14 protein-coding genes are annotated in these 16,470 nt (G+C 63.0%); 6 read left to right on the forward strand and 8 right to left on the reverse strand.

Annotated elements, in window-relative coordinates:
- Positions 1 to 2 precede the first annotated feature (2 nt).
- Positions 3 to 680, reverse strand: coding sequence for a YceH family protein (locus tag ACW73L_RS03540; protein ID WP_498920035.1), 678 nt, complete (start codon positions 678 to 680; stop codon positions 3 to 5).
- A gap of 142 nt (positions 681 to 822) precedes the next feature.
- On the opposite strand from ACW73L_RS03540, the gene ACW73L_RS03545 reads away from it, so the two are divergent.
- From ACW73L_RS03545 to ACW73L_RS03555, 3 genes are all read left to right on the forward strand, one after another.
- Positions 823 to 1,566, forward strand: a complete 744-nt coding sequence (locus ACW73L_RS03545) for a protein-tyrosine phosphatase family protein (protein WP_498920037.1) — start codon at positions 823 to 825, stop codon at positions 1,564 to 1,566.
- 49 nt (positions 1,567 to 1,615) lie between these two features.
- Positions 1,616 to 2,110, forward strand: coding sequence for a DUF192 domain-containing protein (locus tag ACW73L_RS03550; protein WP_498920038.1), 495 nt, complete (start codon positions 1,616 to 1,618; stop codon positions 2,108 to 2,110).
- Between the two features lie 132 nt (positions 2,111 to 2,242).
- Entirely contained in the window at positions 2,243 to 3,304 is a 1,062-nt protein-coding gene (locus tag ACW73L_RS03555) for a potassium channel family protein (protein ID WP_498920039.1), read from the forward strand.
- A 77-nt stretch (positions 3,305 to 3,381) separates the two neighbouring features.
- Here the strand turns inward: ACW73L_RS03555 and ACW73L_RS03560 are convergent, their stop codons facing one another.
- The 7 genes from ACW73L_RS03560 to ACW73L_RS03590 form a co-directional block, all read right to left on the reverse strand.
- Positions 3,382 to 4,383, reverse strand: coding sequence for a glycosyltransferase family 2 protein (locus ACW73L_RS03560; RefSeq protein ID WP_498920040.1), 1,002 nt, complete (start codon positions 4,381 to 4,383; stop codon positions 3,382 to 3,384).
- A 153-nt stretch (positions 4,384 to 4,536) separates the two neighbouring features.
- The gene (locus tag ACW73L_RS03565; protein ID WP_498920041.1) at positions 4,537 to 5,694 is read right to left on the reverse strand and encodes a glycosyltransferase family 2 protein; all 1,158 of its coding nucleotides are present in this window, start codon (positions 5,692 to 5,694) and stop codon (positions 4,537 to 4,539) included.
- Positions 5,694 to 6,998 carry an ABC transporter ATP-binding protein gene (locus ACW73L_RS03570; RefSeq protein WP_498920042.1) on the reverse strand — a complete coding sequence of 435 codons (1,305 nt, stop codon included), beginning with the start codon at positions 6,996 to 6,998 and terminating at the stop codon, positions 5,694 to 5,696. The genes ACW73L_RS03565 and ACW73L_RS03570 overlap by 1 nt, the downstream gene beginning before the upstream one ends.
- The gene (locus tag ACW73L_RS03575; RefSeq protein WP_498920043.1) at positions 6,998 to 7,810 is read right to left on the reverse strand and encodes an ABC transporter permease; all 813 of its coding nucleotides are present in this window, start codon (positions 7,808 to 7,810) and stop codon (positions 6,998 to 7,000) included. Before ACW73L_RS03575 ends, ACW73L_RS03570 begins: the two co-directional genes overlap by 1 nt.
- Before the next feature lie 4 nt (positions 7,811 to 7,814).
- Complete coding sequence (locus ACW73L_RS03580; RefSeq protein WP_498920044.1) at positions 7,815 to 10,496, reverse strand: glycosyltransferase; 2,682 nt, start codon at positions 10,494 to 10,496, stop codon at positions 7,815 to 7,817.
- 143 nt (positions 10,497 to 10,639) lie between these two features.
- Positions 10,640 to 11,656: a UDP-glucose 4-epimerase GalE gene (gene galE / locus ACW73L_RS03585; protein WP_498920045.1), complete on the reverse strand. Its 1,017-nt coding sequence runs from the start codon at positions 11,654 to 11,656 to the stop codon at positions 10,640 to 10,642.
- A gap of 140 nt (positions 11,657 to 11,796) precedes the next feature.
- Positions 11,797 to 12,783 (reverse strand): UDP-glucuronic acid decarboxylase family protein, encoded by a 987-nt coding sequence (locus tag ACW73L_RS03590; RefSeq protein WP_139558384.1) that lies wholly within the window; start codon positions 12,781 to 12,783, stop codon positions 11,797 to 11,799.
- Positions 12,784 to 13,153: 370 nt separating this feature from the next.
- On the opposite strand from ACW73L_RS03590, the gene ACW73L_RS03595 reads away from it, so the two are divergent.
- The 3 genes from ACW73L_RS03595 to ACW73L_RS03605 all read left to right on the forward strand — a co-directional run bounded on the left by ACW73L_RS03595 (position 13,154) and on the right by ACW73L_RS03605 (position 16,428).
- The gene (locus tag ACW73L_RS03595) at positions 13,154 to 13,864 is read left to right on the forward strand and encodes a DUF7986 domain-containing protein (RefSeq protein ID WP_498920046.1); all 711 of its coding nucleotides are present in this window, start codon (positions 13,154 to 13,156) and stop codon (positions 13,862 to 13,864) included.
- 99 nt (positions 13,865 to 13,963) lie between these two features.
- Positions 13,964 to 14,632: a hypothetical protein gene (locus tag ACW73L_RS03600; protein WP_498920047.1), complete on the forward strand. Its 669-nt coding sequence runs from the start codon at positions 13,964 to 13,966 to the stop codon at positions 14,630 to 14,632.
- Between the two features lie 50 nt (positions 14,633 to 14,682).
- Positions 14,683 to 16,428, forward strand: a complete 1,746-nt coding sequence (locus ACW73L_RS03605; RefSeq protein ID WP_498920048.1) for a glucan ABC transporter ATP-binding protein/ permease — start codon at positions 14,683 to 14,685, stop codon at positions 16,426 to 16,428.
- The last annotated feature ends 42 nt before the right edge of the window (positions 16,429 to 16,470 follow it).

Genomic DNA, 16,470 nt, shown 5'->3' on the forward strand with positions numbered 1-16,470 from the left:
CCTCAGGGCGTGTCGTCGAAACCCGGAACCAGCGCCACCAGCCGCTCCCTGAGCTCGGCCAGTTCCAGGGCGAGTTGGTCGACGCGCGCCGTCAACTGCTCGACGCTGGCATCAGCCGGTGACGCTGTCCGGGCGCTGCCTTCCCTGGCCAGCTCGCTTACCGCTTGCCGAATGTCGCCACAGAACAGGTGCGCGTAGCGGGACTCGCGTTTGCCCGGCTCCCGCGGCAGCTTCGCGACGAAGGGCTCCTCGCGCGCCATCAAGGCCTCCAGCACGGCCTCCACTTGCGCCACGTCCCGCAAGGGGCACAGCCGGTCGGCACGGGTCCGCAACTCACCCGGCGTCTGCGGCCCCCGCAGCAGCAGCTCGCACAGAATCGCCACCGCCTCGGCGGAAAGTTTGACGTCGCCGAACTCGGAGTTGCAGAAGCGGTGACGATATTTGTCCACGCGGCTGCCGAAGCCGCTGGCGCGCGCCACGAGATAGCGTTTCAAGAGCGCGTCCACCGCCTCCTGCACCGCCGCCTCGGTCAACGACAGCACCGGATCGCGATTGCTTTTCTGGTTGCACGCGGCAGTCAGCGCGTTCAGCGACAAGGGATACTGATCCGGCGTGGTAATTTCCTTCTCGATCAGTGCCCCGATGACGCGGGCCTCGATCGGATTCAGTTGGCTCTTCACGGCAGCGATTCCCCGGCAGGCTGGCAACGAAGCGACCCGTATTATCCGCGCACCCGGTCCATTCGCGAAAGCGGCACTTGCGACCGCTCCGTCTAGGTTGCCAAAATGCAGCTCAAACCGGGGGCATTCCCCCTGGACTCCGGTGCCACGCTTCGACCCGCCCGCCATCGTGCTGCTCGCCACCCTGTCTCTGCTGCTTTTGGAAGCGATGGCGGCCGCCCCGCCGACGCGCCCCCCGGCGTGCTCCGGATTGCCTCCGACCGCGGACTTCATCGCAGCCAATCACCGCTTCGAAGCCCTTTATGACTCGGATCGCGCAGCCTTCCGCGCCGCGTTGACGGATTTCGTAACGCGCCACAACAATCTCGGCAGCACCGTGATACGGTTTCCGCGCGGCCCGAAAACGGTATTCCGATCCTCCCTGCTGGCGCGCAACCCAGCCTGCCTGGAGCAACTCGTGAAGCGCCATGGCGTCCGGACGATCGTCAACCTCTACTCGGGCGATTTGATCGCCGAGGGGGCGCTCGCCGCCGAAGAAGCCGATGCGTTCACGCGCTTCGGGGGGCTCAGCTACATTCGCATACTGGGGCTGTCCGATTACCCCACGCCGACCGAGTCCATCGCCGACATCAAGGCCCGCATCGCGTCCGCCATCGAACTGATACGCGCGGCACCCGGCAACGTGCTGGTACATTGCGTGGGCGGCATTCACCGCACCGGCGAGGTTTACGGCGTGCTGCAGAAGTGTTTCAACCGTGTGCCGGTGGAGACCATCCGACGGGAGTACGTGTACCATGCCGGAGGTGCCACCGAGGGCAACCCCGAATACCGAGGCGTCGATGTCGACATCATTCGCTCCTTCGATTGCCGGCGCCTTGCGCCGTAGAGGCTCCCCCGCGGTTCGCCTGCCAGCCGGCCGAAGCCGCAGGATTGCCATGGTCACCATATGTCTGGCGCTGGTGCTGGGTCACCGACCATCCCTGAGCGCGCCGGCCGACATCTCGTTCGCTGCAACGCGAATGTGCGTCATGACTGCCCCGGCGCGCGCGCCTTGGTACCTGCACGTGGAACTCGCCGACTCCGCGGCCCAGCGCGAGCAAGGGCTGATGGGTCGCTCATCCCTGCCGGCCGATGCCGGGATGTTGTTCCGCTACACGAAGCCGCAACCGCCCGACGCGGGTTTCTGGATGCCGCACGTGCCATTTCCGCTCGACATCGCCTTTCTCGATGCCGACGGCGAAGTGAAGGCCATCAGGACGATGCCGCCGTGCCCGAGCCCCGAGCGCGCGCCCTGTCCCACCTACCCGGCCGGCGTTTCGTTCCACGCCGCGCTCGAAGTCAACGCGGGTGCCCTCGCGAAACACGGCGTGCGTCCCGGACGCAGTCGCGTAGGAACCTGTCCGGGCGCGGCCAACGGAAACCGCGATTGACACGCTTGGCTGTCCGCACGCTCCATCCTGTGGTACCGTCAAGTTCCGTCGCGTGCTTGGGACCTTCCTGAGCCCAGCCATGATGGCAACGCGCGGCAACCCAACCAGTTACTGAACCCACCGGGAGTAGGTTTGGGCGCATCCACGGCGTTGCGGCGAGTCGTCGCGGGTTTTGCCATTTTTGCCTTCATCGTGGCGATTGCCTGGGTCGGCTACCTGAGCTTCGGATGCCGGCCGCTCGACGCCTTGTACATGGTGGTCGTGACCGTATTCGGCATCGGTTACGGGGAATTCTGCCCGGTTACCGACAGCGCACGCTGGTTCACGATGTTCGTGATCGTCACCGGAACCGGATCGGTTCTCTTCACTTTCGGGGGGTTCATTCAGCTCATGACGGAAGGCGAACTGCATCGGGCGCTGGACCAGCGCCGCAAGACTCGCGACATTGCCGGCCTGCGGGATCACGTGGTCATCTGCGGCTTCAACCACATCGGCCAGGTGCTGGCCCGCCAACTCCAGTTGGCCGAGCGACCGTTCGTGGTCGTCGAAGAACGCAGCCAGGCGCTGACGCTGGCCGAGGAGGCTGGCTACCGCGTCTGCCAGGGATTGGCGACAGATGAGCAGACGCTGCTGCTCGCGCGCGTCGACCACGCCAGGGCGCTCGCGACCGTCCTGCCCGACGATGCGGATAACCTGTTCATCACACTGACGGCGCGCGGGTTGAACCGGGAACTGGTGATCCTGGCGCGCGGCGACGTGCCGTCGACCGAAAAGAAACTGCGGCAAGCCGGCGCGGACCACGTCGTGCTACCGGCTACGATCAGCGGCATGCAGATGGCGAATCTGATCACTCAGCCGACCGCGGTCGACTACCTCGCACAGAACACCGAGCGACAGCGCCTGAACGAGATGCTCAGCCACCTCGAACTTCAGATGGACGAGCTGACCATTTCCGAGGGCTCCGCACTCGACGGGCTGACGATCGCGGAGATCGAGGTCAAGGGCAAGGGTATCTTCATGGTCATCGCAGTCAAGCACCCCGACGGCACCACGGTCACCCGTCCGGACTCTTCCGAAATCCTGCGGTCCGGCGATGCGCTGATCGTGCTGGGCCACGCCGGCGATATGCCGCAGTTCACACGCCGCTATGACGTATCGCATTCCTCGCGCTACCGCGCCGGCGCTCGGGGCTGAAGGCGCAGGATCCGAAACCGGAGAGAACGAACAAACACTGGCACGATGGTAACGCCTGGGACCACGCCGGGCGGCTGTCAGCGTCGCCGCCCCCGCGGCGCGTAAAGCATGTCGAACGCGCTCTTGTCGCGCAGCACGTAGCGGCGGAAGCGGCGCATCAGCGCCTCGGGCAAGCGCCGGATGAACGGCGACCAGGCGTCCCGCTCGCGCAGTAACTTGCGACAGGCCAGCGACCACTGCCCCGCCTTGAACGGCGCAACCACACGCCCGAATGCCAGAAGGCCGGAATAGAGTCGGTGCTTTTCTTCGAGGGACTCGAGAAGACGGGGGTCAGCAGCCACCTCCGGCCGTGCCATCACTGCGGCGCAGACACCGATGTCCCTTTCCAGACGCGCGTTGCGCGACGTCGTCACCAGCGAGCCGGCGCGCTCCACCACATAGCAGTACAGCGGTTCGGGCAACAATTCAAAGTGCGCTCCCTGGATCAGGCATTCGAGCAGCATCCAGAAATCGTGGGTCACCTTGATCGTGGGGTCGTAGCGAATCTGCCTATCGATCAGAAAACTCCGCAGGAAAACCGGCTTGCACAAGCCCAGGCGCAGGCTGTGGCGATCGAAGGTTTCGCTTTCGACCAGCGTCGCCGCCTCGATCCGCCCACCAAGACGCATGGCAGACTGGCCCAACAGTGTGCCGAAGGGTTCCGCCTCCCCGTCGCGTATCAGATGCAGATCGTCGGCGACGATGTCGGCGCCGCGAGTTTCGGCGAAGTCCACCAGCCGTTGCAGACGAGTTGGCTCATACCAGTCGTCTGAATCCAGCACCGCAACCCATTTTCCGCGGGCGGCGTCTATGGCGTGATTCCGCGCGGCAGCAGCGCCTTGATTCGTCGGCAAGGCGATCAGCCGGATTCGTTCATCGGCAAGACGCTCGACGACAGCCACGGAGTCATCGCTCGATGCATCGTCGACGACGATGATCTCGATTGCCGACAGCGACTGGGAGCGGGCGGAGTGGATCGCGCGTCCGATCAGCGCCGCGGTGTTGTAAGAGGGGATGATGACCGAAACGACGGGATTCATGGGCGGGCCATGGTTGAACGACAGCGGCCTGCAACTTTATCACCAGCAACATGCGCTGCACGAATCGCGCAAAGGCTCACGTCGATACAAAGCGCGCTTTGATCTTCCCGACAACCGGCTCCGGCCGCGGCGCGCGAACAGCGAGTCCTTACTTCAGGCCTGCGGCAGAAAGCGGGATTCCCGAGTGCGGGTGACCGGGGCATGACGGATCGCCGACAAGGTCGCCGCAACGGTCCGCACCGGAGCGAGCCGGCTGTCGACCGATGCCAGTCGGCGCAACCGCCACGCGATCAGATCAAGGGCTGGCTTCTCCGACGGTACGGCCGTGGCCGCGGTCAGGAAAGGCTGGCGGGCTCCATCCGTTATCGGTTGCGACCGACTTCGCCGCATGAGACTGACGAGACAGGCAGCTGCCAAACGATAGCCATACGGCGAAAGCAGAACGCGGTACACCATGGCGACGGGATCACCGATCGCTGCGCGTGCGAAAAGGCCCAGAGCCTGCATCACACGACCGCCGCGTGCCAGCGTTGGCGCGAGCACCGTTGCGTAGTTGGCGATGCTCCAACGCGCCAGCCGTGCCGGCAGGCCCGGGCGCTCCGCCTCGATGAATGACAGCGCCAAACGATAAGACCGGAGCATCTTCCCTGCCTGGGACGACATGCTGTCAGGGCGTTGCCGATAGCCGACCAGACATTCCCGGACGCAGCCGAATCGGTACCGACCCGCAATGCGGAGCTGCAGCAGATAATCCTCGCAGCCTTGCGCGCCCGCAGCCCGCAGCCCCGGCTCATAGCCCCCGGCTTCGACGGCGACGGACTTGCGCAGCAGCAAGCTGCTCGCGTGGCCGATGAAATTGACGTAAGTGTGCCGCGCCAGCACCCAGCCCTCGCAGGCGTAGCCGGGCGGCGTCCAGACGATGCGGCCATGTTCGTCGATCGCGCGAAACAGCGTATAGACAAGACCGAGTTCGGGGCCGCCGGCCAGCATCACCGCCATCTGCTTTTCGAGTTTGGTCGGGTGCCAAAGGTCGTCCGCATCGACCGGCGCGACGTAGTCCCCGCGCGCGGCTGCCAGGCCCTGATTGCGGGCGGCGGCGACGCCGCCATTCGGTTGCTGGAGCAGGCACACGCGGACGTCGCGCTGCGCGTAATCCAGCACGATTGCGGCCGTGGCATCAGTCGAACCGTCGTCGACGACGAGCACTTCGATGTTGCCGTAGGTCTGCGCGAGGATGCTGTCGAGCGTATCCGCCAGCGTACGCTCGGCGTTGTATGCGGGAATGATGACGCTGATGAATGGCCGGTTCATCATGCCACCTCGCGCTGCTGCAACTGCGCCATCGGGCGATCGAACGGGACAGGCGGCTCCCCGGAGGCCTGTTTCGTGTCAGCCGTTTCGAGCCACCAGCGACAGGGCGGGAGCAGCAGCCCCTGGGGGGCAGGGCCTTCGATCACCAGCGCGTAGAGTTCCCAATGAAAGTCGTAGGCGTAGGCCCACGCCGATTCGAACACGCCCACGTTGACCCAGTAGTCGCCACCCACGAGGTCGACACGGCCCAGCGACAGTCGCAGCGTGCCGCTACCGTCCAACGTGGGCAATGACAACCCCATCGCCTGCGTATTGAGGTCGAGGCAGGCCTGGCCGTCTTCGCTGCGCGTGATGCTGACCGAGAAAATCGGCGACGCGAGCGGTCGGGCCGCGCGATATTCGATCTCGATTTCCAGTGGATCACCGCTGGCGATCCGGTCGCCGGGAAGCAGCCGCACGCGCGTCAATTCCGCTTCGCGCGATCCGAAACGGTTGAGGTTCGACGTGGGCGAGGCTTCGGCGGAGATCCACTCGGGAGCCTCGTTCGGTGTGCGCCGCTGGCTTTCGGCACGCATCTCCACGGCGTATTGCCCGGTGACTACATCGGGTGGGCCGTCCATGACCACCTCGCCGTGGCGCAGCCAGATCGCCCGGTCGCAGAGTTCATTGATCTGGGCGGGGCTGTGCGAAATCAGCACGATGGCGCAGCCATTCGCCTTCAGTTCGGCAATGCGCCGCAAGCACTTGGTCTGAAACGCCAGATCGCCGACGGCGAGAAACTCGTCGACCAGCAGGATCTCCGGGTCGGTGTGGATGGCGACGGCGAAGGCCAGGCGCATCTGCATGCCGCTGCTATAGGTTCTGACCGCGTTGTCGATCGAGTCCTCGAGTTCGGCAAACGCCACGATCCGGTCGAACCGCCGCTGCGCCTCGCGTCGCGTCAACCCCGCTGCGACCGCCATCACGAAGACATTCTCACGCCCGGTCAGGTCCGGCGAAAAACCCGCGCCGAGGTCCAGCAAAGCACCGATCCGGCCGTCCACATCGACGCGACCCGAATCTGGCTGGCCGACACCACCGATCAACTGCAGCAGGGTGGACTTGCCGGCACCATTGTGTCCGATGATCCCCAGCATCTCTCCATATGCGACCTCAAAGCTGACATCGCGCAGAGCCCAGAAGGACTCAACGGCGACCGTCTTGCGCAAGCCGCGGAGAATGGCTTCCTTGAGCGTGGGAGGACGATCGGCATGGTAGCGGCGAAACCGCTTGCCCAGACCATTGACCCGAATCGCGACGCTCATCAGAGTTCCTCCACGAACCGGTGACTTTGCCGCACGAATAGCCGATAGCCGATCGGCAGCAGCACCAGGGCGCAGGCGGCTACGATCGCCAGGGCGTGCCAATCGGGCGGCTCACACTGGATCAGCAGGCTGCGGTACGCATTGACGATATGGACCATCGGGTTCAAGCGATAGAGCGACTGGTATTCCGCCGGGACGCGCGCGGCGTCGTAGAAGACCGGTGTCAAATAGAACATCAGCTGCAGCAGGACCTTCAGCAGATGGCCCGTGTCACGGAAGCTCACATTCAGGCCGGCCACCACATACGCGAGGGACACCTGCAGCAGGAACTGGATCAGCTGGATGACCGGAATCCACAGCGCATTAAGTCCGAACGTCACCCCGTCGAAGATCAGGAAGCCGAACAAGATCGGTAGCGCCAGCATCAGATGGACCCAGCCCGTCGTCACGACCACCTGCGGCAGGATGCTGACCGGAAATCCGGGCTGTCGAATCAGGGGACGGCTGTTGATGATCGCCCCCGCCGCCTGCACCAGCGACCCCTGAAACCACTGCCACACCAGCAGTGCCGTGAACACATACGACGGATAGTGGGCGATGTCGACGCGCACCACGACCCGAAAGATGAAAAGGAACACCAAGAGCTGAAACAGCGGATTGATCAAGGTCCACAACACGCCCAGTGCGGAGCGCTTGTAGAGCAGTTTCATATCCCGATCCACCAGCACCACGAGCAAATCGAACAGATACGACAAGCCGCGGCGCTTCGGCCGGGCGCGACACGCCGTTTCAGCCATGATGTGAGCGGCCATCGTCCTACCTCACGATCGTCAGCGGCGTTCGCGGCATCGGCGATACGACGCCGGGATGCGGGGGCGTGGCGCGGACCGGGGTCGGCTGCCCGCTCCGACCTTCACGCTTCACGCGCCGATAGGACTGCCACAACGACCATGGACCGGCCAGATTGCCCTTGATCTCAAGCAACACGAGCGAAGAGGGGTAAGCGCTCCGCCGGAACCACGACTTGATGAGGCGCGACAACTGAAATTTCGGCAATTCATAAGCCACATAAAACAAACCACGCCAATCACCATCCCGAATCCAGGTATTCAGGTTGTAGCTCACATGGCCCTTGCTGTAGTTGTACAACTGTTTTTTCAACGCCTCGTCTTCCCGACGATGTTTGTGCCAGACATAGGCCTGGGGCACATACACGATTGAATAGCCGGCCTTCAGTACCCGATAAAAGAGATAAGTGTCTTCGCCGACACCTGAGGGCATGCCCGGCCCGAGAACTTCGTCCATGAGCCCTATCCGCGGATCTGCGAAGATCGTCGCGCGGAACGCGGCGTTGGCTGTCGCGCCAAGATTCCAGGTTTTTGCGGGATGACGTATAGAGCGCGCGTACCAGGAACCGTTTACCTCGAACGAATGAAACCCACGGCCCAGACCACCATAGTTCTCGAACGCTTGTTGCGAAGGCGTATCCAGTTGCAGCGGCAATACGTGCCCGTTCACGACCATGACGTCTGCGCGAGAAAATGGCGCAACCAGCTTCTCCAGCCAGTCCTCGGGCATGGTCACATCGTCATCCGTTGCGATCATGATTTCCCCCGAGGCTGCAAGGAATCCGGCGTTTCGGGCATACGCCAACCCTTGTCGTGGTTCCGTAACCAACACGACACCCGGGAAATCCGACACCACCGGTGGCGTCAGCCCCGACTGTGGATGGTTGTCCACAACCACGATCTCCACGCGGCGCGAGGTTTTCTGCGCCGACAACGAGGTCAGGCAACGCCGCAGGTCATCCGGGCGATCAAAGGTGGCAAGAACGATCGACACCGGGATGTGGTCCGACAACCGCGGAAGCGCTGCTTCATCCGGCATCGCCAGACGGCACTTGACCGCGGATAGCGCATCGGCCCAACGCAAATCGGCACCAACCTCGCTTCCGGGCCTGATCAACGACTGTCCGAGGCCAGCGACGAGTGCTTCAGCAAGCCGTGTCACGCTCACGCTTTGACGCTGGTTGGCGATATCGACGCTGCCGAGCGGGCGGTTGTCCCAGAGCGCGAATACCCGCACTGTATCGTAGGCTTCAAGATCCGACAGCGCCGCCAAAGGCTGTGTTAGCTCCACAGTGCGCACTCCCACCGAACGGATCTGCGGCGTGCTCGGTGCCACTCCAGCTTGGCGGCGTTGCGGGGTAGCCATCTGCTCGCCAAACTTCGCGACGATTGCTTGCGTCGAACGGAGCGACTGCCGATAGGTCGTGAACCCCCTTAGGCTGCCCAGCATTTCGGCGACTATCAGGTCACGGGGAAACATCCCCGGACGGACCAGCGAGACCAACCAGCGCCGCACATTCCAATAGAGCATCCACCACGCTGCAATCTTGATGCTGCTCTTACGTTCCTCCGGATAGCGCCGTCCGACCGACTGCCAGTAAGCGAAGATGCTGCCGTTGTTGGCGAGTTGCGTCTTCAGCGTCGCATACTCGCGGCGATGGCGGTGGCGTACCATCGCAGCCGGCTCGTAAACCAGGGTATGGCCCGCTTTAAGGACTCGGAAGTACATTTCATGGTCACCCCCACCGTTCGTCGGCGTACCTACGTCGAGCGCCGGGTCGAATCCTCCGATTTCCTCGAAGACCGAGTGACGAAATGCCATATTGGCGCCGGTACCAAACTGACCTGTCCCGAGCAAACGCCAGGGAACCTTCCGGCCTGCCGGCACTCGGGCCCACTTGCGCTGGAAGCCTCGTCCGAAGCCTCCGTGATACTCAAACAGGACCTGCGCTTCCGTTTCCAGTTCGTGGGGAACAACCAGTCCGGTCAGACCCATGACCTCCGGATTCTCGACGAAGACCTGTGCCAACGCCTTGACCCACTGCGAATCCACCACCACGTCATCGTCGGTGTAGGCCAGGATCTCGCCCTTGGCCTCCAGGATGGCGCGATTGCGGGCCCAGTCCAGTCCCGGGCGCGGCTCGCAAACGTAGCGCACGGAGGGGTAGCGGGAGCGCACGAGCGCCTCGGTGTCTCGGCTGCTAGGTGCATTGTCGACCACGAGCAGATCCAGACTGGGATAGTCGAGTTGCGACAAGCCATCCAGGCAGCGGGCAAGATCCTCGGCGCGGTCCCGCGTACAAACGGCCACCGTGACCAGCGGGGCGGGCTCCGCCTGCCGCTGCCAGAACGTGTCCGCAGCCGCCGGTAGGTCGAACAGCTGTTCCAGGCGCAGCTCTTCGGGCCGATGTTCCGAAACCATGCCCTTTTGCAGCAGCACGTTTGCGATATTCCAGGCATGTGCGTCCAACACCTTGCGGCTCAGCACCTCGGCGCTGCAGGTGCCATTCGTCACCGGCGCCTCGACGTATCCGATCGGCACTCCCTGAAGCCGCACCAACCCCTTGACGGCGACATACCCTTCCAATCCCGAAAGATCCGGCAACGGCCGGGATACTTCCAGGTCAACGACTTTGATTGGGAACAACATGGGAATCCCCCAGCTCCTCAGGCAGGGCGCCTTGCGGGCCCCGCACGATTAAACGATGGTTGCGAATGCCGGTCCGGCTACGCCAAGTGGGCCCGGGCCGCGCCCCGCCCGACCGTTTGGCCGGCCCTGGGCGCGACACAAGGTCAACTCACGCGGGCGATACGTGCCGGCTTGTCCACTCGCCCGACCTGCTGCTGATGCCAGCGCCACGCGCTGCTGATGATCGTGTCCAGATCCGAGAACCGAGGCGTCCAGTGCAGCACGTCTCCGGCCCGCGTCGGTGCCGCCACCAGTTCCGGGGGGTCTCCGGGGCGCCGCGGGCATTCCCGCACCGGCACCGGCCGGCCTCCGACACGCTCGACGGCACTGATGACCTCGCGTACCGAATGCCCGTGACCGGTGCCCAGGTTGGCCCGCAAGCTTTCCCCGCCGCTCGCAAGGTGCCGCAGCGCACGCACATGGGCATCGGCGAGATCGGCGACATGGATGTAATCCCGCACGGCCGTGCCATCCGGCGTCGGATAATCCGTGCCGTAGATTTCGAGACCCTTGCGCAGGCCCAAGGCCGACTCGATGGCCAGCGGAATGAGGTGCGTCTCGGGGTCGTGGGCTTCACCGATCTCGCCGTCGAGGTCAGCTCCGGCCGCATTGAAGTAACGGAGCGCCGCGTAGTTCAAGCCATGCGCCAAGTGATGCCAGTGCAGAACACGCTCGATGAAGAGCTTGGACTCGCCATAGGGATTGATCGGACGCTGCGGGTGATCCTCCGGAATGGGCACCTCCCCTGGCACGCCGTAGGTCGCACATGTCGACGAGAACACGAGGTCGTGAACCCCGGCAGCCTTCATCGCTTCGAGCAAATGCAGCGTATTGATCGCGTTGTTGCGGAAGTACTTTTCGGGAGACGTCATCGATTCGCCGACATAGGCATAGGCGGCGAAGTGGATGACGCCTTCGATCGGATAGTCCTTCAACACGCGCTCGATAGCGGCAGTATCACCGAGGTCGCCTTCGATCAGCGGACCCCATTTGACCGCCCAGCGGTGACCGTAGACCATGTTGTCGAAGGTAACCGGCACATACCCCGACAGGCTCAATGCCTTCGCAGTGTGACTACCGATGTATCCGGCACCGCCGGTCACCAAGATATGCTTCTTCATTTCTCCCCCTGCACCGCCAGAACGGAGCACCTGTGCTCGATATACGCCTTGCAGAAAGCAGTAGCGCTCCCGGAGCGTGAATTGTTTGAAAAGGCCTTCATCCCAGAGAAAAATAATGAATAAAAATCCGTCATAAGTTCTTAAGCTGCCATGTCGCGATTGAACGGAATCGGATTCGATATCCGCTTATCGAAATACTCGATCGTCTTCAATAGCCCATCGTGGAGACAGACCTTGGGTTCCCAATCAAGCTCGGCCTTGGCCATCGTGATATCCGGCTTACGCTGTTTTGGGTCGTCCGACGGCAACTCATGAAATACCAGCCTCGACCGAGAACCGGTCAACTCGATGACCATTTCAGCCAGTTCAAGAATGGTGAATTCACCTGGGTTACCCAGGTTTACCGGTCCATAGAACTCGTCCTGAGTGGCCATCAAGCGCATGAAGCCCTCGATCAGATCGTCGACATAGCAGAACGATCGAGTCTGCGAGCCGTCACCATAAATTGTTATCGGTTCACCACGCAGCGCCTGCACGATAAAATTCGAAACGACGCGACCGTCGTCCGGATGCATCCGAGGCCCGTAGGTATTGAAAATGCGGGCGATCTTGATCAGTACGTCGTGTTGCCGTTGATATGAGAAGAACAACGCTTCGGCGCAACGCTTGCCTTCGTCGTAACATGCGCGAAGGCCATTCGGGTTGACATGACCCCAGTAACTCTCTGGCTGTGGATGAACCTCAGGATCACCGTAGACCTCGCTGGTCGATGCCTGAAGAATCTTCGCCCCGGTGCGGCGAGCGAGACCCAGCATGTTGACGGCACCGTTGACACTGGTATTTATCGTATGCACCGCGTCGCGCTGATAATGAATTGGCGACGCAGGGCAAGCGAGATTGAAGATTTGCGATACGTGCAGGAACAGGGGCTGCACGATGTCATGATTCAGCACCTCAAAGAACGGGTTCTGCAGCAAGTGCGCGATATTGGCCTTGCTACCGGTGTAGAAGTTATCCAGACACAGAACCTCGTAACCCTCGTTCAGCAGGCGCTCACAGAGGTGGGATCCCAGAAATCCTGCACCGCCGGTGACGAGTACCCGCTGAAAATCATGGCCTTGGGACATCGGTATTCTCCGTTAATCGGTTTAAGGATATGGGCAACTCAAACATAGTTCACAGAATGACGTGGATGTAAGAGCACACCCTATTTTTTCAGCCGCAACCCCATTAAGCAAACACCGGACCATTCGAGACGATTAAGGTCATATGCTTGTTCTGATTGACTTATTTTTCGTCTATACGACGCGATCCCGAGCCCGTAACGCGGCATCGTAAAATCGTCTGACAGGGTGCCCACAGCTGCTACGATCAGGACAGGCAACGGATTCCGCGCCACCCGACCCTAAACGCCTTCAGGCAAACCACCACGCACGTTGATCGCGCTGGGAAATACTGATCTGATAGCGGGTTTAGAACGACGTGAGATCCCTTCCGATGAAATGGCCGACCTTCTTCAAGCGCACGCGCGCCAACTCCGACTCGATCGAACGCTACAAACACTGGCGGCGGATCGCGCGCGAGCTGAACCTGCGGCTCATCAAACAGTTGCCAAAGGTCGCGGTTCCCGAGTGCGGGAAAAAGCTCGGGATCGTCAAGGCCGGGACCCTGGTACTGAGTAATGACGATGAAATCGCCGTGATCTACGACTACTGCCTGCACCACTACCGGCGCGGCAACAAGACCGTAATCGAACGCTACCTGGAACAGACGCCGCCCGAGCCGGACTCGGACGAGATGACCCTGTTGGAGGCGATGTCGGCATCACACGCCTCGGCCTTCCGGATCGCCGAGATCACCCCGCGATCGGGGGCCGTACTGGAGGATCTGGGCTACGGCGACCGGATCGAGCTCACCGACCTCGCGCTGGCCGAGACCGGTATCGCTGGAACCGTCGTCGTGGGCCGTATCCTCAAACTGCCGGAGCTGCAGATGTCATCCGGAACGTTGATTCCCATGCCGGAAACGGCTTACGAACAGTCGGTCGTCCCGCTGATCGAGAAATTCCTCGCGCGCTCGGCCGAAGGTGTGCGCCCCTCGCTCTCCGCAGCCCAGAATGCTGCGTTCACGGCGCTATTGCTCCGCATAGCGCTGCATGCCGGCGGGGAAGACAACGTCTTCTATACCGACATGGAACCCGGCCAATAAAAACCCATGGCGGCGCGTGCGATCCCGTCGAGTCGCTCCCGATGCGGCTCACTGCCGAGGGGGAAACTCGGCATGCCCGGTTGACCGCCTCGCCCCGACATGATCTGGAGCGATGATTTCGTCTGGCTGCACTTCCCGAAGTGCGCAGGAACCAAGACGGAGAACCTCTTTAGGCGCTATTACCGCGACCTGCTCCATATCCATCAGGACCCGGTGGACATCGCGCTCGATCCGTCCGCCTCCTGGCACCATTCGCTGGCCGAGCGCGAACATCGGGACCCCGCGTTTGTCACCGGTAATCGGCTGGTAGTCTGCCCGATCCGGCGACTGCCGGGCTGGCTGGAGAGCCGCTACAACTTCGAGGTTGCCCGGAGCCCAAGCCTCGATCATCAACCGGCGCGCCTGCTGAGAGGTCGCTTTCTCTACGCCAGCGGCAAGGAAGGGCATGCCGAGACGGTTGCCCGGCGTTATCTGCCCGATGCCCTTTTGGCGTCGCCACGCCTGGTCTTCATCCGCACCGAATCGTTCGAAGCCGATTTCCGCCGGGTATTCGCGCCCTTTCTGGACCTCGACCGCATCCCCGCGGCGGAATTCCGAGTGTTCGAGAACGCGGCGCCCGACCGCCTACCACCGGGTATCCGCCAACGGCTATGGCGCGACAATGCGGCGCTGTATGCCGAGTGCCCGCGCTGGCGCCGGATCGAACATCTGGCATATGGCGAAGACGGGGGCCGGGCGGCAGCGGACAGACCTCAGCACAGCGGTTAAACTGCGACGGACCTCATTCTCCCCGCTGCTGCAACGGAACCGTTCATCGGATGAAGATCTTCGCCACCTATTTCCGCGCACTATCCATGCTGCGCACCGAAAAGGGATTGTCCGTGACCCTCGTCCTGTCGAACATCGCGATCGCCGCCATACAGTTGGCCGAACCGGTGCTGTTCGGACGGGTTATCGATGCCCTGACCGGCGGCCGGGAAACCTTCCGCGACATCGGCCTGTGGGCCGTGCTGGGGCTGATCGGGATCGCCGCCAGCGTGGTGGTGGCACTGGTCGCCGACCGCTTCGCGCACCGGCAGCGTCTCCGCGCGATGAAGGCCGCTTTCGACCGGGCGATCGCCCTGCCGATCAGTTACCACGCCGAGCGCGGCTCCGGCCGTATCGTCCGCACGATGCTGGCCGGCACCGACATCCTGTTCGCCCTGTGGCTGAGCTTCTTCCGCGAGCATGTGGCCGCCTTTGTCGGGATCGTCTTCATGGTGCCGACCGCGATCGCCCTGAACCCGCACCTGGCCGGGATCCTCGCGGTACTGGCGGTCGTCTACACGACGCTGAACGTGATCGTGGTCCGGCGCACCGACTCCGGCCAGGCCGCCGTCGAGCGTTACAACCAGAACGTGTTCGGCCAGGTCGGCGACGTCATCGGGAACGTAGCCGTGGTGCAGAGTTATGCCCGCTTTCGCCAGGAGACTTCGGCGCTGCGGCAGTTGATGATCGACCTGCTCGATGCTCAGTATCCGGTGCTGACCTGGTGGGCGATCCTGACCGTGATGACCCGCGCTGCCAGCACGGTCACGATGGTCGCCGTGCTGGCCACGGGCGCAGTGCTGTCCCAGCGTGGGGATGTCACCGTCGGGGCGATCGTCAGTTTCGTCGGTTTCGCCGCGCTGCTGATCGGCCGCCTCGACCAGCTGTCCAGTTTCGTATCCCGCATCTTCATACAGGCGCCGACGCTGGGCTCGTTCTTCGAACTGCTCGATACCGCCGGGGACATCGATGACACCCCCGGCAAGCCGCCGCTTCAGGTCGCGACCGGCCGAGTGGTTTTCGATCGGGTCAACTTTCGTTACCCCGCCTCCGATCAGGGCATTTTCGATGCGAGTTTCGTCGCCGAGGCGGGCGAGACGATCGCCCTGGTCGGTCCCACCGGCTCAGGTAAGTCGACCACGCTTGCCCTGTTGCAGCGCTTCCGCGATCCGGATTCCGGCGCCATCACCATCGATGGCCAGGACATCCGCAGCGTCGACCTGACCTCGCTCCGCCAGGCCATGGCGATGGTGTTTCAGGAAGCCGGGCTCTTCAACCGCTCGATCGCGGAGAACATCCTGATCGGACGACCCGAGGCCACGCCGGCCGAAGTCGAGGCTGCCGCACAGCTTGCCGAAGCGCACGAATTCATCCTGCGCAAACCGGGCGGTTACGGGTTCGTGATCGGCGAACGCGGTCAGGCCTTGTCGGGTGGCGAACGCCAGCGCATCGCGATCGCACGGGCGGTGCTGAAGCAATCTCCGATCCTGCTGCTGGACGAAGCGACCAGCGCGCTCGACAACGAAACCGAGGCGAAGATCAAGCGGGCGCTGGACCGCATCCGCCGCGGGCGGACGACCTTCATCATCGCCCACCGCCTGTCCACCGTGCGCGACGCGGACCAGATCCTGGTGATGGACCGCGGCCGCATCGTCGAAACCGGCCGCTTCGATGAACTGGCGCGGGCCGGCGGTCTGTTCCAACGCCTGGTCAGCGAAGGCGGCTTCGCGCAACCGGAAGACGAAGACGCCGCCTGAGCGAGCGGCACCGAGCTTCCCCGGGCCCCTGCAGGTCCGGGA

Source organism: Methylolobus aquaticus (assembly GCF_054172105.1).